At 44.1% G+C, this 23744-nt stretch carries 18 protein-coding genes and 7 tRNA genes; 13 read left to right on the top strand and 12 right to left on the bottom strand.

What is annotated here, in order from left to right:
• Nucleotides 1-11 precede the first annotated feature (11 nt).
• From ACRRS1_RS15755 to ACRRS1_RS15770, 4 genes are all read left to right on the top strand, one after another.
• On the top strand, nt 12-1100 hold the full coding sequence (locus ACRRS1_RS15755; RefSeq protein ID WP_432452240.1) for a DUF4405 domain-containing protein: 1089 nt from the start codon (nt 12-14) through the stop codon (nt 1098-1100).
• A 327-nt stretch (nt 1101-1427) separates the two neighbouring features.
• The gene (locus ACRRS1_RS15760; protein ID WP_439022902.1) at nt 1428-1517 is read left to right on the top strand and encodes a hypothetical protein; all 90 of its coding nucleotides are present in this window, start codon (nt 1428-1430) and stop codon (nt 1515-1517) included.
• Nucleotides 1518-2094: 577 nt separating this feature from the next.
• On the top strand, nt 2095-3075 hold the full coding sequence (locus ACRRS1_RS15765; protein WP_432452239.1) for an acetylxylan esterase: 981 nt from the start codon (nt 2095-2097) through the stop codon (nt 3073-3075).
• Complete coding sequence (locus ACRRS1_RS15770; RefSeq protein ID WP_432463631.1) at nt 3065-3793, top strand: esterase family protein; 729 nt, start codon at nt 3065-3067, stop codon at nt 3791-3793. The genes ACRRS1_RS15765 and ACRRS1_RS15770 overlap by 11 nt, the downstream gene beginning before the upstream one ends.
• Nucleotides 3794-3796: 3 nt before the next feature.
• On the opposite strand, the gene ACRRS1_RS15775 is transcribed toward ACRRS1_RS15770, so the two are convergent.
• Nucleotides 3797-5656, bottom strand: a complete 1860-nt coding sequence (locus tag ACRRS1_RS15775) for a TIGR00341 family protein (protein WP_432463632.1) — start codon at nt 5654-5656, stop codon at nt 3797-3799.
• A 577-nt stretch (nt 5657-6233) separates the two neighbouring features.
• Here ACRRS1_RS15775 and ACRRS1_RS15780 point away from each other — a divergent pair.
• From ACRRS1_RS15780 to ACRRS1_RS15795, 4 genes are all read left to right on the top strand, one after another.
• Nucleotides 6234-7028 carry a transporter substrate-binding domain-containing protein gene (locus ACRRS1_RS15780; RefSeq protein ID WP_432452236.1) on the top strand — a complete coding sequence of 265 codons (795 nt, stop codon included), beginning with the start codon at nt 6234-6236 and terminating at the stop codon, nt 7026-7028.
• Nucleotides 7029-7136: 108 nt separating this feature from the next.
• Nucleotides 7137-8084: an amino acid ABC transporter permease gene (locus ACRRS1_RS15785; protein ID WP_432459837.1), complete on the top strand. Its 948-nt coding sequence runs from the start codon at nt 7137-7139 to the stop codon at nt 8082-8084.
• 19 nt (nt 8085-8103) lie between these two features.
• The gene (locus tag ACRRS1_RS15790) at nt 8104-8829 is read left to right on the top strand and encodes an amino acid ABC transporter ATP-binding protein (protein ID WP_432468975.1); all 726 of its coding nucleotides are present in this window, start codon (nt 8104-8106) and stop codon (nt 8827-8829) included.
• Between the two features lie 375 nt (nt 8830-9204).
• Nucleotides 9205-9999, top strand: a complete 795-nt coding sequence (locus tag ACRRS1_RS15795) for a transporter substrate-binding domain-containing protein (RefSeq protein ID WP_432452234.1) — start codon at nt 9205-9207, stop codon at nt 9997-9999.
• 95 nt (nt 10000-10094) lie between these two features.
• On the opposite strand, the gene ACRRS1_RS15800 is transcribed toward ACRRS1_RS15795, so the two are convergent.
• The 6 genes from ACRRS1_RS15800 to gltX all read right to left on the bottom strand — a co-directional run bounded on the left by ACRRS1_RS15800 (nt 10095) and on the right by gltX (nt 16227).
• Nucleotides 10095-11549 carry an HDOD domain-containing protein gene (locus ACRRS1_RS15800; RefSeq protein ID WP_432452233.1) on the bottom strand — a complete coding sequence of 485 codons (1455 nt, stop codon included), beginning with the start codon at nt 11547-11549 and terminating at the stop codon, nt 10095-10097.
• Between the two features lie 241 nt (nt 11550-11790).
• A tRNA-Ala gene (locus ACRRS1_RS15805) sits at nt 11791-11866 on the bottom strand.
• Between the two features lie 21 nt (nt 11867-11887).
• Nucleotides 11888-11963, bottom strand: a tRNA-Ala gene (locus ACRRS1_RS15810).
• Between the two features lie 145 nt (nt 11964-12108).
• Nucleotides 12109-13806: an ATP-binding SpoIIE family protein phosphatase gene (locus tag ACRRS1_RS15815; protein ID WP_432467411.1), complete on the bottom strand. Its 1698-nt coding sequence runs from the start codon at nt 13804-13806 to the stop codon at nt 12109-12111.
• Nucleotides 13806-14117, bottom strand: coding sequence for an STAS domain-containing protein (locus tag ACRRS1_RS15820; RefSeq protein WP_432452231.1), 312 nt, complete (start codon nt 14115-14117; stop codon nt 13806-13808). The genes ACRRS1_RS15815 and ACRRS1_RS15820 overlap by 1 nt, the downstream gene beginning before the upstream one ends.
• A gap of 622 nt (nt 14118-14739) precedes the next feature.
• The gene (gene gltX, locus ACRRS1_RS15825; protein WP_432459840.1) at nt 14740-16227 is read right to left on the bottom strand and encodes a glutamate--tRNA ligase; all 1488 of its coding nucleotides are present in this window, start codon (nt 16225-16227) and stop codon (nt 14740-14742) included.
• 228 nt (nt 16228-16455) lie between these two features.
• Between gltX and ACRRS1_RS15830 the strand changes: the two genes are divergently transcribed.
• The 5 genes from ACRRS1_RS15830 to ACRRS1_RS15850 all read left to right on the top strand — a co-directional run bounded on the left by ACRRS1_RS15830 (nt 16456) and on the right by ACRRS1_RS15850 (nt 17027).
• Nucleotides 16456-16531, top strand: a tRNA-Val gene (locus ACRRS1_RS15830).
• Nucleotides 16532-16579: 48 nt separating this feature from the next.
• Nucleotides 16580-16655 (top strand) — tRNA-Val (locus ACRRS1_RS15835).
• Nucleotides 16656-16703: 48 nt separating this feature from the next.
• Nucleotides 16704-16779: transfer RNA gene (locus ACRRS1_RS15840), tRNA-Val, on the top strand.
• A 48-nt stretch (nt 16780-16827) separates the two neighbouring features.
• Nucleotides 16828-16903, top strand: a tRNA-Val gene (locus tag ACRRS1_RS15845).
• 48 nt (nt 16904-16951) lie between these two features.
• A tRNA-Val gene (locus ACRRS1_RS15850) sits at nt 16952-17027 on the top strand.
• Between the two features lie 377 nt (nt 17028-17404).
• On the opposite strand, the gene ACRRS1_RS15855 is transcribed toward ACRRS1_RS15850, so the two are convergent.
• The 5 genes from ACRRS1_RS15855 to zipA form a co-directional block, all read right to left on the bottom strand.
• Nucleotides 17405-17896, bottom strand: a complete 492-nt coding sequence (locus tag ACRRS1_RS15855; protein ID WP_432467410.1) for a DUF523 domain-containing protein — start codon at nt 17894-17896, stop codon at nt 17405-17407.
• 263 nt (nt 17897-18159) lie between these two features.
• Complete coding sequence (locus ACRRS1_RS15860) at nt 18160-19470, bottom strand: hypothetical protein (protein WP_432452228.1); 1311 nt, start codon at nt 19468-19470, stop codon at nt 18160-18162.
• 261 nt (nt 19471-19731) lie between these two features.
• Nucleotides 19732-20571 (bottom strand): formate transporter FocA, encoded by an 840-nt coding sequence (gene focA, locus ACRRS1_RS15865; protein ID WP_432452227.1) that lies wholly within the window; start codon nt 20569-20571, stop codon nt 19732-19734.
• Between the two features lie 124 nt (nt 20572-20695).
• Nucleotides 20696-22705, bottom strand: a complete 2010-nt coding sequence (gene ligA, locus ACRRS1_RS15870) for an NAD-dependent DNA ligase LigA (RefSeq protein ID WP_432467409.1) — start codon at nt 22703-22705, stop codon at nt 20696-20698.
• Nucleotides 22706-22776: 71 nt separating this feature from the next.
• Nucleotides 22777-23742, bottom strand: a complete 966-nt coding sequence (gene zipA / locus ACRRS1_RS15875; RefSeq protein WP_432467408.1) for a cell division protein ZipA — start codon at nt 23740-23742, stop codon at nt 22777-22779.
• Between the last annotated feature and the right edge of the window lie 2 nt (nt 23743-23744).

Consider the following 23744-nt stretch of genomic DNA (forward strand, 5'->3'; position numbering starts at 1 on the left):
GGAGAAATATTATGCGTGAACATTCAACACATGCGCGACCTTCGGCTTCTAGGTCAAAAACCAAAAAACGAAATGGTAATAGTCGATCTTGGGTGAGTATTAACCTTGTTGGCGCATTAATGGGCATGGCCGTTACTGGTGTACTTTCTTATGGAATGGCTTATAACGAAATAATAGCAGGTATACATACTTGGTTCGGTATTGCATTCATCCTGTTAATGGCATTCCATTTACGGAACAACTTTAGAGTTATCCTCACTTATTTAACTCAGGATAAAGCTAAGCTTTGGTTAACCACCAGTGTGGTGAGTATATTAAGCCTTACGCTCGGAGTCATATTAGCAGTCCCACCATTTAGTAGCGTATTAAGCTTTGGTCAAGAACTTCGTAAATCAGTGACTCTTAGTGAAGGAAGTTATCAAACATTAACCACCCACATTGGCAGCAATGGTCTTCCAATTTCAATTGAATTGCGTAAAGGGGAGCACTATGAGTCGGAACCACAAGCACTGTTTTTAGGCATGACTTACACCACTGTGCCCCAGGTCGCTTTTTGGATTGAAGATTTGGCCGGTCACTATATTGATACTTTATACGTTACTCAAAAAACCAGTAATGGCGGTTTTATTCCTAACGAGGATCTATTTGGCTTGGTGAGTCGCCCTGAAGCCCTCCCCTATTGGGCACATCAACGTGGAGTAAAGTATAAAAACAACCTCATGGTGCCGGATGCTAATAATACTGATTTAGATGGCGTGACTGGTGCAACTCCCCTCGGAAACTACGATATTAACAGTAAAGTGAACAGCGCTTTGCGACAGTTTAGAGTGATGATGGAAATAAATCGCTCTTATGATTTCAATTCTTATTACACCAAAGACAAATATCCTCAAGACCCTATTTATAGTGGTTCTGGTTCATCTGGACAACCCTCGGTGATCTATGCAGCATCAATCGATTTAGATGATCCACAAAGCACTTATCTAATGAAACCGATAGGTCATGGGCATTATTCTGGGGCTAACGGTATTCTATATACAAACATGACAGGTATCGACACCGCCTTGCAATTGGTTCAACGTGTCATTATCGATATCTAAGATGCGAATCTTCGTTTAAAAGTCCTATAACCCTGGAATAATGGCCAATATCTCTCGTGAAAACAGCCGCAATGCATCGAGAGTTTTGGCCTTTATACAAACCTTTGGTCAATGCTTGGGAGCGGCCTTTATCGGCATCATCCTTGATATTCTGAAGTTCAGGCGAAACAAGTTTAAAATTGGTGCATAAACACAATGACCAAATTAACAAGGGATCAACTTCATGTCCTCAAACACCGAGCACAATTACGGCGCCTATAATATTGACTCCAAAAGCTGTCCCGCAAGGGCTTTTTCGATAGCTTCGCAGACAGTTGGATACAACTTATCTTAGAGCTACTCGCAAAAGGTTCACGCCGCTTCAATAGGATAAAAAGTGAGGTGAAAGGCATTTCCCAGAAAATACGGTTCTGGTGACTGTTGAGTATCAGCCCTCCCTTGGAGAGTCCTTTTCCAAAACGATAAAAAACTTTGCGCGTTGGACTGAGCAAAACACTTATCAGGTAAAACTGGCTCAAACTTCCTATGATGCTAGTCATCCGGGCAAATAATGTCGCAAAAAGTAAAAGCCTCAGGGATCTTACTGAGGCTTTTTATATACTAAACATGCTTGTTAGCTTCGCTCCGTTATCCAGCTTCGTTTTCCACTGCGACCAGCAAAAATGTCGAGTTAAATATTTACCGTCCACACTTGACACTAACTGCGTAATATTTTTTGCATTATCCCCGCTCCAGATGGATCGGTAATATTACAACGCGACCAAAGCCACCTTCCGAGACGGTGACGACTGGAGTCTGGCATTCAAAACCGGCCCTTGGCTTGTCTTACTGCTGCAACCCGCTCACTGCAACTATCAAACGCCAGCCTCACTACCGCAATGAATCGCGAGGACCAGTTGTTGATTTTTTTAATATTAAATACAAGCATTGTCTGGAAAAACGTCATATAAACGGTTTATAGTTTTCATGAGTTGATTGCCGAGACCTGCCTATCATGCCAAGCAAACTAAAGCATCCTTTTGAGTTTGAGCCCGATTATGGCTTTAGTTTGCCCGAACTAGATGCACTTCAGCCAAATGACGCACCTGAAGATTTTCAGTCGTTTTGGCAACAAAAGTATCGACAAGCCTTAGCGGTTGCGCCCTATCTTTCGCTACAAGATACTCAGCAGGTTCGTGGTTCCTGGCGCATTTTCGATTGTTATTACAACTCTACCAAGCAAGTCCGTTGCGGTGGCTGGTTACTACTGCCAAAGTCTGGCCACATTAACGCAGCCATAATTAGTGCGCATGGTTATGGTGGCATTCGTGAGCTTAACTCAAGGCTCTCGCTCAAACATACTGCGATCTTAATGCCTTGTGTTCGCGGCATTGGCCGCAGTGCCAAAGCGCCGATATCTGATAACCCAATGTGGCACGTATTACATAATATCCAAGACAAACAACGTTATATCATCGGCGGATGTGTACAAGATTTGTGGTGCGCAGCGACTGCTCTAATCCGTTTATTTCCACAAGTGACTAACAACCTGGGATTTATGGGGAGTAGCTTTGGTGGGGGGCTTGGCATTTTTGCCTGCGCCTTTGATAAGCGAATTCAGCGGGCGCATTTCCATGTCCCCACTTTTGGTAATGTACCACTCCGCTTAAAATTACCCACCCTCGGCAGCGGCGCAGCCTTGCAGCAATTTTATAACGCTGAGCCTCAGTTGGCGCTGTCGACCCTACGTTACTTTGATTCAGCAACCGCCGCCCGTTATCTCAGCATTCCCAGCCATTGGGCCTTAGCCTTATTCGATCCCTGTGTTGCCCCCCCCGGTCAATTCTCTGCCTACAACCAAGCGCCGCAGCCAAAGCAACGCTTTTTGCTTAGGGCTGGTCATTTTGATTACCCCACAAAACAACAGCAACGCCAACAGTTAGAGCAAGAGCTGGAACTTTTTTTTGAACCTTTGAGTGAACCTTATGAATCGTGAATATCATCGATGGTGGAGTCCCAACCTCAACCGAGACATGGAACTGCTTATATTTGGCCACGCAGGCGCAAAAGTATTAGTTTTCCCAACCCGTGGCGGCCGCTTTTATGAATATGAAAACCTGGGCTTAGTGAATGCTATTGCCCCCAAAATAAACCAAGGCCAATTACAACTGTATTGCGTAGATAGCATCGACGCCGAAAGCATGTATTGTTTTTGGGCGCACCCTTCGGGGCGAATTACCCGCCACCAGCAATACGAAAATTACATATTACGTGAGGTGCTTCCGCTGATGGCCGCAAAAAATGAACATCCCTGCACAATTTCTCATGGCTGTTCACTGGGCGCTTTTCATGCCGCGAATATCGTGTTTCGCCATCCTCATCTATTTAATAAATTGGCAGCCTTTTCCGGGCGCTTTGACCTGACTTGGCAAGTAGAGTCGTTTACTGATTTATTTGATGGTTTCTACGATGAAAATATTTATTTTCATACACCGACCCATTATTTGGTAAACATGAATTGCCCAGAACGGCTCTCAGAGCTGGCCAATACCGAACTGGTCTTTACCATTGGCAACCAAGATCCCTTCCTGCAAAACAATCATGTGCTCAGTCACATTCTACATCACAAAGGGATTAAGCATCATCTGGTTGAATGGGAGGGGCGAGCTCACCGTGGCCGTTACTGGCGACAAATGACCCCGCTATATTTGTAAATTCTAGCGCCTCACGATCACTGTCGCTTCCAGCTGCAAAGGCTTGCCTAATTGTTGGATGATTTGATCTTTTAGTTGATCTAACTGAGCATCGTTCACCGCATGAGATGACACAAGTTGCAAACTTAAGACCAGCGGCTCAACACTTTGCACACGCACCGAACGAACCAATAAAAACTCAAAGCTTTGCCCTTGCAAGCGCTGCACGATATGCGCTTCTTCAGACCAACGCATAAAACTAAAAGCCAAAGGAATACTAACCACCGTCACCGCAAGCAAGGCAATTGCTAAACCTTTCTTCGCTCGCGTAAAAGGAGCAAAACCCAGTGCTAAAAAAGTTAAAGCCGCAGAAAAGACAATTCCCGCAAAGTTAGTTAGAAATAATAAAAATGCACCGCCCGCAACATTCAGATCAAACCAGCCAAGACCGATCCCGGTGACCGCCAGTGGTGGAACCAAAGCCACCGCAATAGCAACCCCCGCCAAGCTTTTGGCCGCATCAACACGTGCATGCGCATAGGCACCAGCAATGCCGGAGATAATAGCGACCGCCAGATCCAGTAAATTGGGACTCAATCGAGCAGCAATTTCAGAAGTGACAACTTCCATAGGCATAATGAAGCTGGCCAAGGCAGCAAACCCCAAAGCAACAAACAAACCAGTCGTTAAGCTTGCGATGCTTTTAGTCATCAAGCTAGAGTCTTGTCGAGTTAAGGCCATTGATAAAGAAATAATAGGCGCCATCATCGGTGCCAATATCATTGCCCCAATAATCACCGGTGCAGAATTTGCAAACAAACCAATACTCGCCAATAAAGTAGACAAAATCATTAACATCAAAAAGGCTGACGAGGTGGTAGCATTGTCACGTAGCAATTGGTAAAGCTCTTTAAACTCTTCAGTTGCAGCATGCGCGATTAAAGGCAGTGGATGTGCGGCCATTGCGGCAATAGCCTCTCCCCGAGGAAGTTTGCCAATCTTACGATTCTCTTTGACTGCCGTGACATTATCTAGATAAACAAAATCGGCAGAAGGAAGCAGCCGTAATTGCCGATGACAGCATTCAACATGCAGCCGTTGACTGGATGCTTTGACACCATCGAGCCAATAGTCAAACTGATGATTCGCTTCAATTTCAATCGATTTAGATTTGATCAAACTAAGAAAGCTCGGTTTTTTTACCACCCGACCAAACATGGCTAACAATAAAAAACGTAACATTTCCATGATGCTACGTGGCGCTATCAACATACTTTGCAACATACCGTCATTAGCGTGGGTGTCCTGTAAAATTTGCTTCGATAACATCGAGCCATGAGCATGTTCAAGTATCACTACGCCGACTACGGTGGTGTCTAAAATTGTCTCACTGGCGGTCGTTAAACGCAGTCGTTGAGGCATGATCTTTGAGACTTTAAGAAGGTTACGCCAAGTTTGCAGCACCCGTTGACGCCATGGCGCGTTATGACCACCAGGACGCAAATTAAAACTATGCCCAACCACCAGATGATTCAACACAACCAGCCCATTACAACGTAATACGTCTACGTTGATAGTGGGTGCCGTCTGTAAATGATTTATCGACTTTTCAAGATCAGAGCTTAAAGCAAAACCCCGTTTCGCATGACTCGCAAGAGGGTGTGGCAAGATGGCAAGAGTCCATCCTTGTTCAAGCGCTAAAGCAATTGCCAATGACAATTGCGCGTCACTTAAATAGCAATACACGAGGCTATCCGCTTCAAATATTGGCGGCTGTTGTGGATCCCATCCCTTGGGTAGTACCACCTGAGTAAATAGTGGTAAAATTTTATTGCTGACCAAGTCATGCTCAAGCGGATCAAATAATAAGAAACTATCAGCCATTCGCCTATCCATATCTAGCATACAGCCTCCCAGGATCTGTTGAGGCGACTTCATTAACCTACAACAAACTAAGCCAATCACCCAGTCATTGCAACACGACTAATAAGCTATTGCATGATTAAAAAACTCAATGGAAATCGTCAAAAATAGTAATGTAAACCGAATAAAGGCGAGCTTAGCACCAATTTATATCACTTTGCATAAGGCGTTATTGGAGAGCCTAGACAACTTCGGTATCTTCAAGCGCACGCGGTTATTTACTCCAAAAAAAACATTGCCGAATAACATTTAACCATCAATTCGCTGTGATTTAATCATATCTAAGATTTTCCAACTAGTTCAGCCGATGACAAGCATTTATCATAAATCTAAAAATAAGCCTATTTAACCAACTAAATGGCTGTTTACTTAATAATTATTCTACTTTTATGCTTTTTTACCCCAAAGCCGATACTACCTTTTGTTAGTATATTCTGCTATAACATCCCTAAAAGACGATGGCGTATCACTGTTTTGAACGGATTAGACAGAACATGGCCACAATAAAAATAACTACGAAAACACAACAAGGACAACTATGAAACGTGTCATTCAATCGGCTATTGCCACTCTCACACTACTCTCTAGTGCCGCATTTGCGCAACCAAGCTTATTACAAGAAATTTCTCAGTCAGGAGAACTTCGCACCTGTTTTGATGCTGGTTATATGCCTTTCGAAATGAAAGCCAAAAATGGTCAATTCATTGGTTTTGATGTCGACTTAGGTAAGCAAATGGCACGAGCGATGGGCGTAAAATATGTGCCAGTCAACACTGCTTGGGATGGTATTATTCCCACCTTGTTGACAGGTAAATGTCATCTCATTATGGGCGGTATGACAATTACGCCACAACGTAACATGCAAGTTAACTTTGCCGACCCTTATGTGGTGATAGGTCAATCTATTCTGCTTAGCCCTAGCTTAAAAGGAAAGGTAAGCAGCTATCGGGATCTAAATGATGCCAAATACACCGTCGTAACCAAACTTGGTACCACAGGCGAAGGCGCAGTGAAACGCTACCTCCCAAAAGCCAAAAGCAACTTATTTGAAAATCAATCGGATGCTGTACTCGAAGTCACCAACGGCAAGGCGGATGCTTTCGTCTACGACTTACCTTTTAACGCCATCTATGCCGCCCAGCATCAAGGTCAATTGGAGCACCTAGACCAACCCTTCACCTACGAACCCCTCGGTTGGGCAATCCGCCAAGGCGATCCAGATTTTCTAAACTTTTTGAACGGCTACCTACGCCAAATCAAAGGTGATGGCACTTACCAACGGATCTACGACAAGTGGTTTAAAGATGACGCTTGGTTAAAACAAGTACAATAGATAGATCTCGGTGGCTGGCTTATCCAGCCACTTTCTTTATGTAACGAGGGGATAAACCTCAAAGTTACGCAAAGTTATGCCATATATAAAGAAAAATAAGAGCTTCAGATGAAAACTCTAACAAAAAATATTCTCTGGAATGGTCTATTTGCTGCCATTCTCATCAGCCTGTGTGTACTGATTTATCTTTCCGGTAAAAAAATTGACTACAACTGGAATTGGCAACGGGTTGTTCCCTACATAATCAATACCGAAGCATCTAGTATTACCGCACCGCAAGATGGAAGTATTCACAGCGATGCCTCGGGAAAACTAGCACTAGTATCAGATAGCGGTGATATCCTGGTAAAACTCAGCGATTACCAAAATGTAACCGTATATGAAGGCGACCTAGTATTCGAAGGTGATCAGCTCGCATCCTCAGAATCCTGGCGAATGGGTCCGTTAGCGGAAGGTCTAATTGTGACGATCAAGATCTCCATCTGGTCGCTATTCTTCGCAATTATCATCGGGCTAATGGTGGGTTTAATGCGTATCGCTGCCAATCCAACGTTGGCGAAACTAGCGGTTACCTATATTGAGATCATTCGCGGCACACCGTTATTGGTACAAATTTTTATCGTCTACTTCTTTATCGGCACCGTGTTTGATATTGAACGCTTTACTGCTGGAGTCATCGCTCTGTCGGTGTTTACCGCCGCCTACGTAGCGGAAATAATCCGTTCGGGGATCCAATCGATTCCCAAAGGACAAATGGAAGCGGCTCGTTCTCTAGGTATGAATTATGCCCAAGCGATGATTAATGTCATTTTGCCACAGGCCTTTAAACGTACCCTGCCCCCAATGGCAGGCCAATTCATTAACCTAATTAAAGATTCTTCCTTAGTCTCGGTGATCTCAATTACCGACTTAACCAAAGCAGGCCGAGAAGTGGTCAGTGGTAGTTTCGCCCCTTTCGAAGTTTGGTTTACTGTTGCCTTGCTCTACTTAGTACTCACCAGCAGTTTATCTTGGGCAATTCAACGCTTAGAAAAGAGGTTAGCAGCCAGTGACTAAAGATTATCAAGGCGATGAAATGATCGTCGCAAAAAAAATCAATAAAATTTACCCCAATGGCTGTCACGCTCTAAAAGACGTTTCAGCAACCGTGTCTCGCGGTGAGGTGGTGGTAATCGTGGGCCCTTCAGGTTCGGGTAAATCAACCTTCTTACGTACCCTCAACCAACTGGAAACAATTAGCAGCGGAAGCATCAGCATTGATGGAACCGACATGTACGCCAAGGGAACCAATATTAATAGCTTACGCGAAGAAGTTGGCATGGTTTTTCAAAACTTCAACTTGTTCCCGCATAAATCTGCTTTAGGCAATGTGATGTTAGCGCCGCTCAAAGTCGCTAAACGACCTAAAAAACAAGTAGAAGATGAAGCTAAAGCCTTAATGCTTAAAGTCGGTCTCTCGGAACGTATGAATAACTATCCATCGCACTTGTCTGGCGGGCAACAGCAACGAGTCGCTATCGCTCGTGCTTTAGCGATGCAGCCCAACATTATGTTATTTGACGAACCAACCTCAGCGCTTGATCCAGAGATGGTGGGGGAAGTTCTGGATGTAATGAAAGGCCTGGCCGCTAACGGCATGACTATGGTGGTGGTCACCCACGAAATGGGCTTTGCCCGTGAAGTGGCAGACCGAGTACTGTTTATGGAGGACGGTGAATTGCTCGTTGAAGATTCACCTGAAAAGTTCTTCGACCAACCCGCTCACCCACGACTACGACAATTTTTGTCAATGGTGTTATAGACCCACAGCGGCCCAGCAAACTTGGCTTTGCTGGGCCGCCGATGCCCGATGCCTCACCTAGAAATACTCTTAAAACCAACAAAAACCAATAAGTACAAAAAAATATATCCAACTAGCAATCAGCCCTCATAAAGACATAAATCAAACAATTTCTCAGTTCAATGCACCTGCCCTGGCAATTTCATCTAGTAATAACGATAAAAGCCTTGATGAATTAAAAATATCTAGGGTTTAAATGAACAGGCGATGACTATCACTAATCAGTTTATTCTGCTATAAAGATGTAGGATAAATTGGATTTATCTCTACATTGACAAACAAAACAGCATATAAAATCCAAAATAAGCCAAACATAACCACACAACAAGGACGACTATGAAACGCGTTATTCACTCGGCGCTTGCCGCCATCACCTTACTATCCAGCTCTGTATTTGCGCAACAAACCCTATTACAAGAGATAACTGAAGCAGGTGAACTACGGGTCTGTTTTGAGGCCGGTTATATGCCTTTTGAAATCAAAGCTAAAAATGGTCAATTTATCGGTTTTGATATCGATTTAGGCAAACAAATGGCTCGCGCTATGGGCGTTAAATATGTGCCAGTTAATACTGCTTGGGATGGTATTATTCCAACACTACTCACGGGTAAATGCCACATTATTACTGGCGGAATGACCATTACGCCACAACGTAACATGCAAGTAAACTTCTCAGACCCTTACGTAGTCGTTGGTCAGTCGGTATTGTTAAATCCAAAACTGAAAGGCAAAGTAAGCAGTTACCGAGACCTAAATAGCGACCAATACACCGTTGTGACCATGCTCGGTACCACCGGTGAAAGCGCCATTAAACGTTACCTGCCAAAAGCTAAAGTTAACTTATTTGAGTCTCAAGCTGACGCCGTATTGGAAATAGCCAATGGCAAAGCAGATGCCTTTATTTACGACTTACCCTACAATGCAATTTATAGTTCGCAACACCAAACTCAAGTCATTCATCTTGACCAACCCTTCACCTATGAGCCTCTCGGTTGGGCCATACGCCAGGGCGATCCTGATTTTCTAAACTTTTTAAATGGCTACTTACGCCAAATTAAAGGGGACGGAACCTATGATCGAATCTATAACAAGTGGTTTAAAGACGATACCTGGTTGAAACAAGTTCAATAATCACGCCGTTGTTAATCACACCAAGGAGGCTGAACATACTCAGCCGCCTTGATTTATGATTTTAATATCAAAACCATATCGCGACAGTAAGCATCCTATTTTAAAATGACTGACAAACATAAATTAGTTTGCTTGGCAAAGTGTACAAAACTGTCGAAGTCCTCCTTATTGAGCGGCTCAGCACCCGATCCCACAAGCCTATCGGCATAAATCATCGCGATACAGCGTCCTTCAATAATTAACGGTGCTAGAAAGAATGGGCCCGCTTGAGTGATTCGACGGATCTGATTATTTAGCAAGCCTTCAAAACGCGAACCAGTCGCATTATTCATCCAGATATTACGTTTATCTCGATAGGCTTGAATAAATACCGTATCAGCCCCTTTTAAGCTCAATTGAAAATCAATTTTGTCTTGCTCTGGCTGTGGGCTTGCCACGAAACGAAGCTTTAGCGCGTCATGTGCCGGATTCACCATCAGAACCATCACTCGGTTCATCTCAATCCCCCGCTGGATCCCTTCCATCGCAGTATGGATCACTAAGTTTAAATCAGGATTTTCAGTGGTGACTAGCGTAAGTTCACGCAATAACTGCAATTGTAAATGTTGTTTAGATAAGACATCACTTGCCGTTGCATCTGAAAGGTCATCCAATTCCAGAGGTGGCGAGTCACCAAAGTTTAAGTAGGGTTTAAGTACAATTGCACCATACGAGACGGCCAATTGTCTGGTTTCCTCAGAACAATGATTGACCATTTCAATCAACTTAGGCATCGGCAACTTCATTTGTTCTGAGATCAACTTAAAAACTTGCTGGCGAGCAGCTAGATCTTGCTCAATCATCGCTTTACTAAACTGGTGAGCCAAATGAATACAACGAAACTCAGGCGAGCGACGCTCCGGCTCGGCCAATGACTTCACTAACATCGGCCCCATATTCCAATGACTCGCCAAACCAATACTCAGTTGAGTAAAATTAGTCCCTAGTAGCTTTGAGACTAACTGCTGTTCTGGTTCTTCATTTTGCTGTAACTGCTGTTCCAGCTGTTCGGTAATGCTGCCCCCCATACTCCAGAATGCGACCTCACCTAGGTTATGCAGCAATGCCGCAATATACACCTCTTCCTGCGTATCTTCGGCATAATCCGCCAACATCATCTTCGCCAGCATCGCCGCATGAAAAGAGCAGGCCATTAGCTTTAACACTCGCTGGTATACCGCCTCGCTAATACCTCGACTAGACAATAACCCATCAATCATCCGAGCAGTAATGCAAATATGCTTCAGCCGATCATAGCCTAGGATCACCGCCGCGCGACTTACGGTGGTGATTTGAGTTCTCCCTCGATTATAACTGATGCTATTCACAACCCGCAGAATACGTGAAGTTAGCCCATGATCATGTAATACCGATTGTCCCAATACAGCCAGAGAGGAAGTGTCATCTTTTGCGAGTTTTTCCAATAGGCGCACTGTAGCCGCAAGTGCGGGTAACTCATGCTCGCTGATCCTTTCTACCCATTGTTGAGTACCGAAGGTGTGTTTATGCATACTCTGAATTCTTATTTATAGAACCTAGAGTATGGCTGGCAAACCCCAAAATTAGCCAGTTACTTGGTCATTTTTGTTATATAAGTCAATCTATTAATAACAAAATAGATATTAATTGCAGGGAATACTCAAGGAAAAGACCATCGCTCAGAACAAACCACAAAACGGCTGAAATCGTTACGTCACTGATTCAAGGTTTAATTGAAGCCAAGCAAAATAACGAGCCGAACAGTAATAGAATTGGTGGAGCTACGCGGGATCGAACCGCGGACCTCTTGCATGCCATGCAAGCGCTCTCCCAGCTGAGCTATAGCCCCGAAAAACGGTAGGGTGTGAATTGGTGGAGCTACGCGGGATCGAACCGCGGACCTCTTGCATGCCATGCAAGCGCTCTCCCAGCTGAGCTATAGCCCCAAGTCACATCACTTTCTTAAGGCGTTTAAACCTGAAAGCGAGCAGAATTCTAAGCAGCAGAGGTTTGAGTGTCAACCGCTTTTTAGTGGAATCATGCCAGTTGCTCATTTAGTCAACGATTTACACGTAATTACTTTCATCTCGTTCAATATTGACAACGATACACGGCTCTAGCAAAAGATCCCTGTTTAGAAAATTCAAGTGATTCGCATAGCGATGCGACCAGCGCCAAACCACGACCAGAATAAGGCCATTGCTCGCAAAGTTGCGACACCTGTGTCTCATCAAAACCAAGTCCACTGTCCTCAACCTCGATGATAAACTCACGACTTTCATCAGCTTGGTACTCAATCGAGATATTAACCCACCCCTGTTCAAGCTGAACCGCCCGTTGTTTTCGCATTTGATAATACTCAGCGAAACCATCCGTGGAGTTTTTTAGAGACGAGTCTAACGCTAATACCCCATGTTCAAAGGCATTGTTATATAACTCGCTAACAATACAAAAAAGTATATTTCGATCAGTTTCATTCACCGACAATTCTTGTAATGTCGTCATCAACAACGGAATAGGAGTTATTCTTTGTAAACGCTGCGCATCTAAACTAAGTTGCCAACGCCATCGACCTTCCGCTCGAGGAGTTGCAGGGTAGGCATTTTCAGCGTACAGACCAGCACGACTCAATAAATCAGGGATCTCCACCATACTAATATCATCCAATTGACTCTCTCCACCACAAAACTGGTCTAAATGTTGCTGAATACTGGCAATAAACGAGGGTTGTTGCTGCGGGTCCATAATCGCCTGTTCGACGCCTTGCAGACCAAACATTTGTTGCTTAGAGTTAAGCGCCTCGGTCACACCATCACTAAACAGCAACACATGATCCCCCTTTAGCCATTGAATAACGTTTAAATTAAACTCAACATTTTTATCAATTCCTAAGGGAATATTATTAGAACTGATCTGTTCACGGATCTGCTGTTGCTGTGAATTAAAAATTAATAAATCAGGCATTCCAGCATTCCATATTATCAGCGACTGCTGCTGCACCGAAGTTTCAACGAAGGTGGCAGCCATAAACATCCCGGTAGGCAGCAACCGATAGAGCCGTTGATTAATTTGTTTTAGAATAACCTCTGCTGAATATCCTTTACGAGTCATGCTATAAAAGATGTCAGCCACTGGCATCGCGCCAATCGCAGCCCGTAAGCCATGTCCGGTAAAGTCACCAAGTAATACATGAATATCACCATTTGGACGATACTCTGCAAAAATCACATCCCCAGAAAACCTTGAAGCACTACTCAAAAAAATTAATAGTTCATGATCTGCACAACTAGAACTAGACACCGCATTGCTAAATATTCGCTCAGCAAATTCTTCTTCCTCATGAAATTGTCTATTTAATTGATTTATTTCGTTATAGATAGCTTTACTGCGCTCAAACCCCAACGCTTTTGCTTTCAAAATAGATTGATGTACAGGCTTAAGTAACACGTCGTCTCCGCCACAAGCGATGCACTTTACCAAAACATCAACTTCTGTTTGAGCGGTTACAAATAGCACCGGAGTATAGCGCTGGCCACTAAGCAGCTTTATTTGCTCGGTTGCCAAGTAACCATCCAACAGTGGCATAAACACATCGATAAACACGATATCGATGTGTTGTTGTTCAAACGCAGCCAGCGCCTGAACACCGTCTTCTGCATAAACCACTTGATAGCCGATTTCACTGAGCGCTTTTCCTAACAATAGGCGATCGATACGAGCACTATCCACAACCAGCGCATTACCTTTCACTTCACGCTGAAGAAAACTCAAGTGATGACTATCTGCCACTAGTTTTCAATCTTGAGTAATTTATCAAAGTTTGCGACCTCTAAAATTTTTAAGATAGCAGCGGAAGGTTTGCGAATCGTAAAGGCTTGAGCGTTACTTTTCTCCGCATGTTCTTTCAGTAATAACATCATCCCAAGTGCCGAACTATCCATATATTCAGCCTGACTTAAATCCAGAACTAACCGAAGGCCTTCAACCGAAACATGCTCATAACAAGCGCGGAATTCTCGATGTAGAGAATAATCGAAGCGACCAGATACACAAATAATTAATAGGTCAAGCTCTTGACTTAATTGGCTCGTAATAGACATACCCACTCCTTTGAGGTCATTATTTTAAGTAAATGGCACCTTACTCGATAAACCGATAAAACCTGTCAGGCACCGTTCTCTTATTCGTACAACTCGCTGTTTTATTTCATAAAACAAAGCGTAACTACGATTTAGTATTACCCACCATAGCAAATATTCAATTAAAAACTTTGAACCACGCACATTATTAACAAAAAGGATATTTAACTCTTCGTTCGACCTAGGCTCAACACAAACGGTTCAAGTAACAGTGTTACTTTTGACACCATTCCCCAACAAATCAACAACAAGGTGCAAAATTGATGAGACCTAGATGTGATTTTGTTAACTCAAAACACACTCAAGAAACAAACTGTGAAGTGTTTCATGGTTTTAACTAGTCCGCTTGTTGCAAGATGAACCATCTACTGATGCATTTTAAAGGAACACGATGAGTATCAAACTTCAATTGCAGTTTCTGCTAGCGCTAGGTTTATTGGTTACAGCCTGCGGCAGTGTATTATTGGTATAAGAAGATTTTAGAAAGGAAAGCCAACTCATCGAGTTGGCTTTTTTATAGCGATTTGAATAAATATTTTGTCACAACGGTCTCTAAAACCAATTCGGGACTTATTTTGCAGATCTAACAACTTGCTTTATAGGCACGATAGGCTTTGTCTAGCGACTTAGCTTGCTTCTTACTCACACCAATATGACTGAGCGCAAAACGTAAGCGTGCGCGACTCATATCCGAGCCCAGTATCGCCATCGCGTCAACCACCGAGCTTGAACTGGTTTTACCGGTAATCGCGACAAATACAGGCTCTAGGAAATCACGAATTTTCACATCAAGATAAGCAGACAACTGTTTCGCCACCGCAAATACAATGTCTTTATTCCACTGTCGCTGTTCTTCTAATTGCCAAATGAACATTTGTAAAAGACGACGAACTTGTTCTTCTTCAAGTTTACCCGCAGTTAACAGTTCTGGCGCATATTCAGGCATGCCGGCAACAAAGTGACCCGCTAATGGTGCTAAATCACTCATCACCTCTAGGCGCGCTTTAGCTTGTGGAATAATTTCCATTAAGGTGTTTTGATTGTAGGCCCACTCAATCAATCGTTCTGCCAATTGTTGATCGCTTAACTCTTCACGGATCCACAAGCCATTAAGCCACTTCAACTTATCAACATCAAATACCGGCCCACCTAATGAAACACGTTTCATATCAAAATGTTCAATCATCTCTGCCAAAGTGAACTTTTCACGCTCATCAGGCATCGACCAGCCCATACGCCCTAAATAATTGAGTAAGGCCTCAGGTAAAAAGCCCATTTTACGGTAATAGTTAATGCTGGTTGGGTTCTTACGCTTACTTAATTTACTCTTATCAGGATTACGTAATAACGGCATATGCCCTAGAATCGGCGCTTCCCAAGCTAAATCTTGATATAACTTGAGTAACTTAGGCGCTGAGTTCAGCCATTCTTCACCCCGAAAAACATGTGTGATCCCCATTAAATGATCATCAACCACGTTGGCTAAAAAGTATGTGGGTAAGCCATCTGCCTTAAGCAGCACTTGCATATCCACTTGCTCCCATGGGATCTCGACTTCACCTCGAAGATAATCATTAAAACTGAAGCTACCTGACTCAGGGATTTTCATGCGCACCACGTAGGGTTTCCCTTCAGCCAAATAAGCAGCAACCTGTTCAGCGCTTAAATGTAAACCACGACCGTCGTACTTAGGCTGTAAGCCTTCAGCCATTTGTTGCTGACGCATTTCATTAAGCTCGTCTGCAGTTGCAAAGCAATAAAATGCTTTACCTTCATCAACTAATTGCTGTGCATATTGCTTATAGATATCACTGCGTTCACTTTGACGATAAGGACCAACAGCACCGCCGCAGTCAGGACCTTCATCCCAACTTAAGCCAAGCCAGCTTAAACTATCATATATCGCTTGTTCCGACTCTGTAGAGCTACGAGCTTGATCTGTATCTTCAATACGTAAAATAAATTCACCACCGTGCTTCTTAGCAAAACAGTAATTAAATAAGGCAATGTAGGCGGTCCCTACATGTGGGTCACCAGTTGGTGAAGGCGCAACACGAGTGCGAACTGTCATGAGTATTCTCTAAGTCAATAATTAAGCAATATGAATGGCGCGAATTTTAACACACTAGCAAGAATTCGCTAGATAAGAGCAGCCTCTGCGAGACTAAATCCAGTGGAAACTTTGTATCTGCTTGCCGTGAAAGCAATCAATTTGATGAGATTTTGCACAAGCAGTCAGTTTCCTTAAAATTTGCGTTGACACACTCGTAGACCACCCTATAATACGCCTCCACAAGATGGTCGCTTAGCTCAGTTGGGAGAGCATCGCCCTTACAAGGCGAGGGTCACTGGTTCAAGCCCAGTAGCGACCACCATATTCAAGCAAATGGTTGAACAAACGATTTGCCAGTAACAAGTAATTCGGTCGCTTAGCTCAGTTGGGAGAGCATCGCCCTTACAAGGCGAGGGTCACTGGTTCAAGCCCAGTAGCGACCACCATATTTAAGCAAATGGTTGAACAAACGATTTGCCAGTAACAAGTAATTCGGTCGCTTAGCTCAGTTGGGAGAGCATCGCCCTTACAAGGCGAGGGTCACTGGTTCAAGCCCAGTAGCGACCACCATATTTAAGCAAATGGTTGAACAAACGATTTGCCAGTAACAAGTAATTCGGTCGCTTAGCTCAGTTGGGAGAGCATCGCCCTTACAAGGCGAGGGTCACTGGTTCAAGCCCAGTAGCGACCACCATATTTAAGCAAATGGTTGAACAAACGATTTGCCAGTAACAAGTAATTCGGTCGCTTAGCTCAGTTGGGAGAGCATCGCCCTTACAAGGCGAGGGTCACTGGTTCAAGCCCAGTAGCGACCACCACTTCTAAAGCCTGCATCATTGCAGGCTTTTTTTTACCCGATAATCACGGCTTCAAGCCCCCACACGAGCAAGTACGCCTTCAAAGGCCTGCATTATTCGCTGAGCAATGCGGCCCCTTGGCTTGCTGTCACGTAATGTTTTGGGGATAAATGGACTGAATATCAAAGCGCATCATACCAATCTGATGAATGATATGATCAACTTATAGTGCAGAATAAATCTGCCGACACCAGGTATGAAGAGCAGTAATTAGTGGCTCTAATTACAAAATACATAATGCAGTTAGCGCTAATTTAGCGCCAGCAAGAATCAACAGATAATGAGTGAGATTGGTATGATATGGCGAGCTCTATGATTCAAGCCCTCCATTCAAAGGTCTATTCAGCTAAAGCAAGCAACTTAGATTTGAGCGCACTCGCCTGATGCTGATTATAAACCATGATGCCGTGTTCATTCAGTAACGCAGCAGTGACGCCTTTACCTGGCTTCTTATAACCTTGAAAACGTCCATCGTAGATGGTTTGACTACCACAGGATGGGCTCGACTCGCTAAGTACCGCAAATTTTATCTGGTGCTTTTGACACTGCTTCAGAGCTAATTCCGCTGCTAACACAAATTCATCACTCAGATTTGTTCCATCTTGGCCCACCACTTTAGCATCTCCGCGTAACACATCTTCCCCACCCCCCAACTGGATCTCCGCGGGTGTTCTTGGCGTCGGTAAACCAGCAGCGACCTCCGGACAAAACGAAATGATTTGATGATGTGCAATCAGCCAATCTACATCTTGATTTTCTGACTTTAAATCTTGACCGTTATAACGTACTTTGCACCCAAGTAAACAAGCACTAAACAAAATCTTAGCCACAAATATCGTCCTCTATTTAAACTCATCCCACACTATGACGAAATAATTTAACACGCCAAGTAATCCATCATATCAGCAGTACCAATCGTGGCAAATTCCATCCTCGATATTGACCAATAAACGTTTTTCGCTTATTCCATTCAAAAGGATCTGAATGGTTCATTGATATTCGTGATAAAACTATCTTAATTGTGACTGCTTGCAATACAACAACAAAAGGCCTGCATTATGGCAGGCCTTATTTTTGTTACGCCCTAAAAGAGTTAAGACTCGATCTGCTTTCTAAAAAACTGGATCATCTCATCACGGGTTTTACGGTGATTCAGATGAAAAATATCCATCGGGAACAACAGTTCAATCACCCCTGTATCAAACATTCGTTTTACCTCATACTCATTATGTGCCACATCCTGCTGATAACGATAGTTCAGCCAAGTGCGGTTGGTATGAATGATAAACTCCACTCGCATCCCTCCTAAACGAGCAAAAAATTTCATCATCGGAGTTTTATCGCTAGAACCAACCGCACGACTTCGATACACCGACTTATCTGTGAGTGAATCAGAAATATCTTCTAATACCATCAAGGAATTGGCCCTCGAAGCACTGCGAGTGAGATGTTTTTGAAAGGCCTTGATATCACTGACTGAATCCAATACCGCCATGAGCCCAAGTTCGTCGTCCACCGCCACCGCCGGATTTTTTTGATTCTTACGCAATAGCTTAAGAACCTTGGCTTCAGGTGGCTTCTTACGGATAGACACATAGATGGGAACCCGCCGCTCACCAACCGTAAAACTGCGTCGCTTAAGTAAGGTTAACTTCTCTCGAGGCTGATCTTGGATAAGCTTTGCCTGCTGGGGGGTTAACACACTCACTTCGCTACAAGCATAGTCTTCCGCCTGATGTTTAGAGTGCAGGTACACTGGCTCTAACTCACCAATTTTCAGCTCCGAACTCCAAACATAGCCATTCAAAAAAGCTAAAAAAGTAGAAAATTTATCCTCTATTTCGGTCTCTCTTTCTCGCTGCTCAATGCTACCAGCGAGAGTCATTAAAATCAGTTTACGACGAGCCTCAAAGCGAGCTTTCTTGTGATATTGATTATTGAACATAATCAATAATAGTTCGACAGGGTTATTGGTAACTTCTATTTCATTGGTATTTTCAATGTGTGAGGCATAAGGGGCGAGAATTTTGCCTTTGATAGAATGAATCACCGCATCAGCGGTACGCGCATACTCATCAACCCGATTAGAGATTTCGTTAAGGTTACCATTTAAGCCAAACATATTACCGAGTAATTTGAGTGCGCGTTCGCTGCGCTCTTTGCGTAGTTTAGAACTATCAATCAAACTTTGAATTTGAGAAAAGTCATCAATTTCAAGGAACTCGAATATTTGACTCCGCAAGGCGCGATACTTAGAAACGTTATTGCCATCTTGTTGCAATCGTTTTACCCACTGCCGCACCGAAGGAGAAAAACGATGAGCGACCACCGCATCACGAGTCAGTGCAAATGGTCCCTCTTGTTGTAAAGACGTAAACACACTATTTGGAGATAAAACCGACATAAACCACCTAAAAATCCAACAACAGCAAATACTTGCTAGACTACTCGAAGCAAAATATACACCAAAGCAGACAATTCCTCGGTCCAGCCTACAAATAGTCCTCTCTTGGCTTGAGACTTCTTAAATAAGAGCACCAATAAACCGCTGCAGAAAGCGAATGAAGCAATAACGCACCAACTTAGCGCGCAAATAAACGTCCTTGCTTAAACAACGAGTGATATCCCTCTGGCTTATTCGAAGGTTTATACGCCCCTACGAATACTAAGGTTTACGCAAGTAAATCAGCCAATATCCTAGACCAACAAACACCCCACCACCAAGGATGTTGCCTAAGGTCACCGGGATCAAATTATGAAAAATAAAATTGGAGAAGGTCAAGTCAGCAAAATCAGCAGGGCTGAGTCCCGTCGCAGCCCAAAACTCCGGACTGGCTAAATATCTAATACCAATCGCCATCGGTACCTGAAACATATTCGCGATACAGTGCTCAAAACCTGCTGCCACAAACATCGCCACTGGGAGTATAGTAACCAGCACCTTATCGGTAAGACTGCGGGCACTGAAGGTCATCCACACTGCGACACACACTAATACATTACACATAATCCCGAGTGCAACAGCTTGACTAAAGTCATGGTGCAGCTTGTGTTGGGCGATCCGCATGGTATTAATTCCAACCTCACCAGCAGCAAAAGTGTATTGTTTGCTGACCAACATCAGGATCACCAATAGGCTAGCCCCAACCAAATTGCCTAAATAAACCAAGGACCAATTCATTGCCAACCGAGGCCATGAAATCTTACCACTGGCTTTGGCGACCAAAGTTAATACCGAACTGGTAAACAGTTCACCACCGGTAATAATCACTAAGATCAAACCGAGGCTAAACGCCAAACCACCAATCAGATGAGTAAACCCCCAAGGCATATCACCCGCCCCGGTGGTAACCGTGGTGTAAAACACAAAGGCGATCCCAATATGCACGCCTGCGGTCAGCGCCAACATAAAGGCTTTAAAAGGATCTTTGGTGGCTTTGCTCTCACCCACTTCAGCGGCTTTCTCAGCCATTTGTGGGGGCAGTAAGGAATCAAACTGGCTCATATTATTCACTTTATTTAATTAAATTTAGTTAACATCCTTTAGCACATCAACTCACGGGAAGGTGTACTAAAGTAACTAGGTTTAAGGGCTAGCAGCCCTTAAGCAGGACAACCGTATGCAAGCTTCAACTTTGCAGTAAATCCACTAACTGCTGCTCATCCCAAATTTCGATGCCTAAGTCTTGAGCCTTCATCAGCTTAGACCCTGCGGCTTCCCCGGCAATCACGATATCGGTTTTCTTGGAAACACTCCCCGTAACCTTAGCTCCCAAACCTTGTAAGGCCTGTTTCGCTTCACTGCGCCCCAACTGACTGAGGGTACCAGTCAGTACCACCACCTTACCGCCTAAGACCAGATCTTCGACAACAACAGACTCAATTGCAGGCCAAGTCAATTCATTGGCTAAAGCTTCAACTAATAAAGCATTTTGCTGCTGGGTGAAAAAGAATCGAAGATGTTTTGCAACAATCTCACCGACATCTGGCACGTCTTGTAGCTGCTCTAGGCTGGCGGCAATAATCGCGTCCAGTTGCTTAAAATGTAAAGCTAGATTATTAGCGGTCGCTTCACCCACTTCGCGGATCCCCAAAGAATAGATAAAACGTGGCAAACTGGTATTTCTCGCAGCATCGATCCCCTCCAGCAGTTTATTCACCGACTTTTCACCCATTCGCTCCAATCCCATGAGCGCGTCTTGCTTATCCGCGAGATGGAACAAATCGAGTGGTGTTTCTAGCAAATGCGCATCGACCAGCTGTTCCACCAACTTATCGCCAATACCATCAATATCTAAGGCCTTACGTGAGACAAAGTGCTTTAAAGCTTCTTTACGTTGTGCGCCGCAACGTAAGCCTGCAACACAACGAGCCACTGCTTCCCCTTCGATACGTTCAATTTCGCTATCGCATACTGGACAAGTCATCGGGAAGACGATCTCTTTAGCATCTTCTGGACGGCGCTCTAACAATACCCCTGCAATTTGAGGGATCACATCACCAGCGCGGCGTACCACCACACTATCGCCAATTTTTACCGCCAATCGCTCGATTTCATCCGCATTGTGTAAGGTTGCATTACTTACCGTCACCCCCCCCACAAATACTGGCTCAAGCCGAGCTACGGGAGTAATCGCACCAGTACGCCCAACCTGAAACTCGACATCTCGCAGCACCGTGATCTCTTCTTGTGCAGGATATTTATGAGCCGTCGCCCAACGCGGCGCTCGCGCAACAAACCCCAGTTGTTGCTGTAAAGCGAGGGCGTCAACTTTATACACCACACCGTCGATTTCATAAGCTAAATCATTACGACGTTCGCCGATTTCCTGATAATAATCAAAGCAAGCTTGATGGCCACTCACCGTTCGAACCTCAGGACAAACTGGCAGCCCAAAATCTTTTAATTTCTGCAAATTCTGGTAATGACTCTGACTCAAAGGCTCACTCACCACACCAAGCGAATAAGCATAAAAGGCTAATGGACGGGTGGCGGTAATTTTCGAATCGAGCTGGCGTAAACTTCCAGCGGCAGCATTACGTGGGTTAGCGAAACCTTTTTCACCCTTTTCTTTAGCGAGTAAATTGAGCCGCTCAAAACCTTGTTTCAGCATGAACACTTCACCCCGAACCTCTAAACGAGCCGGCCATTGTTCTCCACGCAACCGCAAAGGGATCGAACGAATGGTTTTGACGTTCTCGGTCACATTTTCGCCAGTACTCCCATCACCACGCGTTGCCGCTTGCACCAACATACCATCCACATACAATAAACTTATCGCTAAGCCATCGAGTTTGGGTTCTACACAATATTCAATGGCTTCAGTGCGCTGTAAACGCTCTGAGATTCGCTTGTTAAATGCGCTTAATTCAGCTTCGCTAAACACATTATCGAGAGACAACATCGGCATTTCATGCTGAACCTGCTCAAATACCGACAAAGGCACTCCGCTGACTCGTTGAGTCGGAGAATCCTTGCTTAGCAGCTCAGGATGGTTTTTTTCTAAACCCTGTAGCTGACGAAATATTCGGTCATACTCGGCATCGGGAACCAAAGGCTGGTCAAGCACGTAGTAATGGTAATTATATTGCTCAAGCAGGGAGATCAGTTGCTTAATTTGTTGTTCTGGCTTGTCCATCGTCGACCTTAAAAAAATAAAAAGCCTTTCCAAAATAACCGATTGGAAAGGCTTCTAAAAACATAATAACTTTAGTTTACGAGAAGTTGCTTACGCTCATATTCACGTACTCGCTGCTCGTAATGGTTCACCGTTTGCCGAGTCAAAGGGTTGCGTTGATCATCCAAAATAATCGCATCCAAATCTTTGGCTAAGCTTGTCGCCGCATTATGCATCAATGCAAAATTTTTAGTGGGTTCACCTTTACACGGCACCGTCATAAACAAAGTGACGCCACGAGTTTCCAACTGCTCAATTTTATCTAAATCGAAGGTGCCAGGATTGAGCATATTCGCCAGACTAAAAATAATCGGGCCACTGCCACGATTATCTAAATGGCGATGAAAAATATCCATATCCCCATAGCGCAACCCAATTTTATCAAGACTGGCGAGTAACGCAGGGCCCTTAAGATAACGGCCAGATTGAGCCATTATATTCAGAATGAATACATCATCAGGTGCATTTGGATCTTGAGTCGGCTCAGTTTTAGGCTGCGGCTCAGGCTCATTATCTTCATCCATATCATAAACAAACGTGGGCTCAACTTCCGGAGCTGACTCTACATCCACAGTCGATAAGCTTGCCTCGGCCTCTGTTTTAACGGTTTTGACTAAGCCATCTAAACCCTGAACATCACTTACCTCTGGCGCACTATCAACGGCAGAAAAATGAAATGCAGGCTCTTTGCGTTGCTCTCGCTCTGCCTCTGGCTCTAGTTCTGGCTCAACACTTGAAGGATGAAGCACCGGTTTCTCTGCCGCATCAAGGTTAGAAATAGCGTCGTCAATCGGATCACCAATCACCCGAGCTTGGCCCACCCCCAAATCGTCGAAACCCGAATCATCTCTGGTCGATATAGGTGCCTTACTCGCTGACACTTTAGGACTAAGCAATTTTTCTGGTCGTTGTTTGCGGCTGCTCCAAAAACCGTGCGCTAATAACGCGACAATCAAAATAACACCAACAACGATAAGTACGATGCGTAATTCCTGCATTT

This window comes from Agarivorans sp. Z349TD_8, assembly GCF_050870825.2.
GTDB lineage: Bacteria > Pseudomonadota > Gammaproteobacteria > Enterobacterales > Celerinatantimonadaceae > Agarivorans.

Excerpts from the sequence above, each read along its gene's own strand:
- ACRRS1_RS15785 (WP_432459837.1), top strand. The coding sequence starts at position 7,137 with ATGAAAACTCTAACAAAAAATATTCTCTGGAATGGTCTATTTGCTGCC.
- gltX (WP_432459840.1), bottom strand. The coding sequence starts at position 16,227 with ATGACAGTTCGCACTCGTGTTGCGCCTTCACCAACTGGTGACCCACAT.
- ACRRS1_RS15860 (WP_432452228.1), bottom strand. The coding sequence starts at position 19,470 with ATGTCGGTTTTATCTCCAAATAGTGTGTTTACGTCTTTACAACAAGAG.
- ACRRS1_RS15780 (WP_432452236.1), top strand. The coding sequence starts at position 6,234 with ATGAAACGTGTCATTCAATCGGCTATTGCCACTCTCACACTACTCTCT.
- ACRRS1_RS15755 (WP_432452240.1), top strand. The coding sequence starts at position 12 with ATGCGTGAACATTCAACACATGCGCGACCTTCGGCTTCTAGGTCAAAA.
- ligA (WP_432467409.1), bottom strand. The coding sequence starts at position 22,705 with ATGGACAAGCCAGAACAACAAATTAAGCAACTGATCTCCCTGCTTGAG.
- ACRRS1_RS15765 (WP_432452239.1), top strand. The coding sequence starts at position 2,095 with ATGCCAAGCAAACTAAAGCATCCTTTTGAGTTTGAGCCCGATTATGGC.
- ACRRS1_RS15790 (WP_432468975.1), top strand. The coding sequence starts at position 8,104 with ATGATCGTCGCAAAAAAAATCAATAAAATTTACCCCAATGGCTGTCAC.
- ACRRS1_RS15775 (WP_432463632.1), bottom strand. The coding sequence starts at position 5,656 with ATGGCTGATAGTTTCTTATTATTTGATCCGCTTGAGCATGACTTGGTC.
- focA (WP_432452227.1), bottom strand. The coding sequence starts at position 20,571 with ATGAGCCAGTTTGATTCCTTACTGCCCCCACAAATGGCTGAGAAAGCC.
- ACRRS1_RS15795 (WP_432452234.1), top strand. The coding sequence starts at position 9,205 with ATGAAACGCGTTATTCACTCGGCGCTTGCCGCCATCACCTTACTATCC.
- zipA (WP_432467408.1), bottom strand. The coding sequence starts at position 23,742 with ATGCAGGAATTACGCATCGTACTTATCGTTGTTGGTGTTATTTTGATT.
- ACRRS1_RS15820 (WP_432452231.1), bottom strand. The coding sequence starts at position 14,117 with ATGTCTATTACGAGCCAATTAAGTCAAGAGCTTGACCTATTAATTATT.
- ACRRS1_RS15770 (WP_432463631.1), top strand. The coding sequence starts at position 3,065 with ATGAATCGTGAATATCATCGATGGTGGAGTCCCAACCTCAACCGAGAC.
- ACRRS1_RS15800 (WP_432452233.1), bottom strand. The coding sequence starts at position 11,549 with ATGCATAAACACACCTTCGGTACTCAACAATGGGTAGAAAGGATCAGC.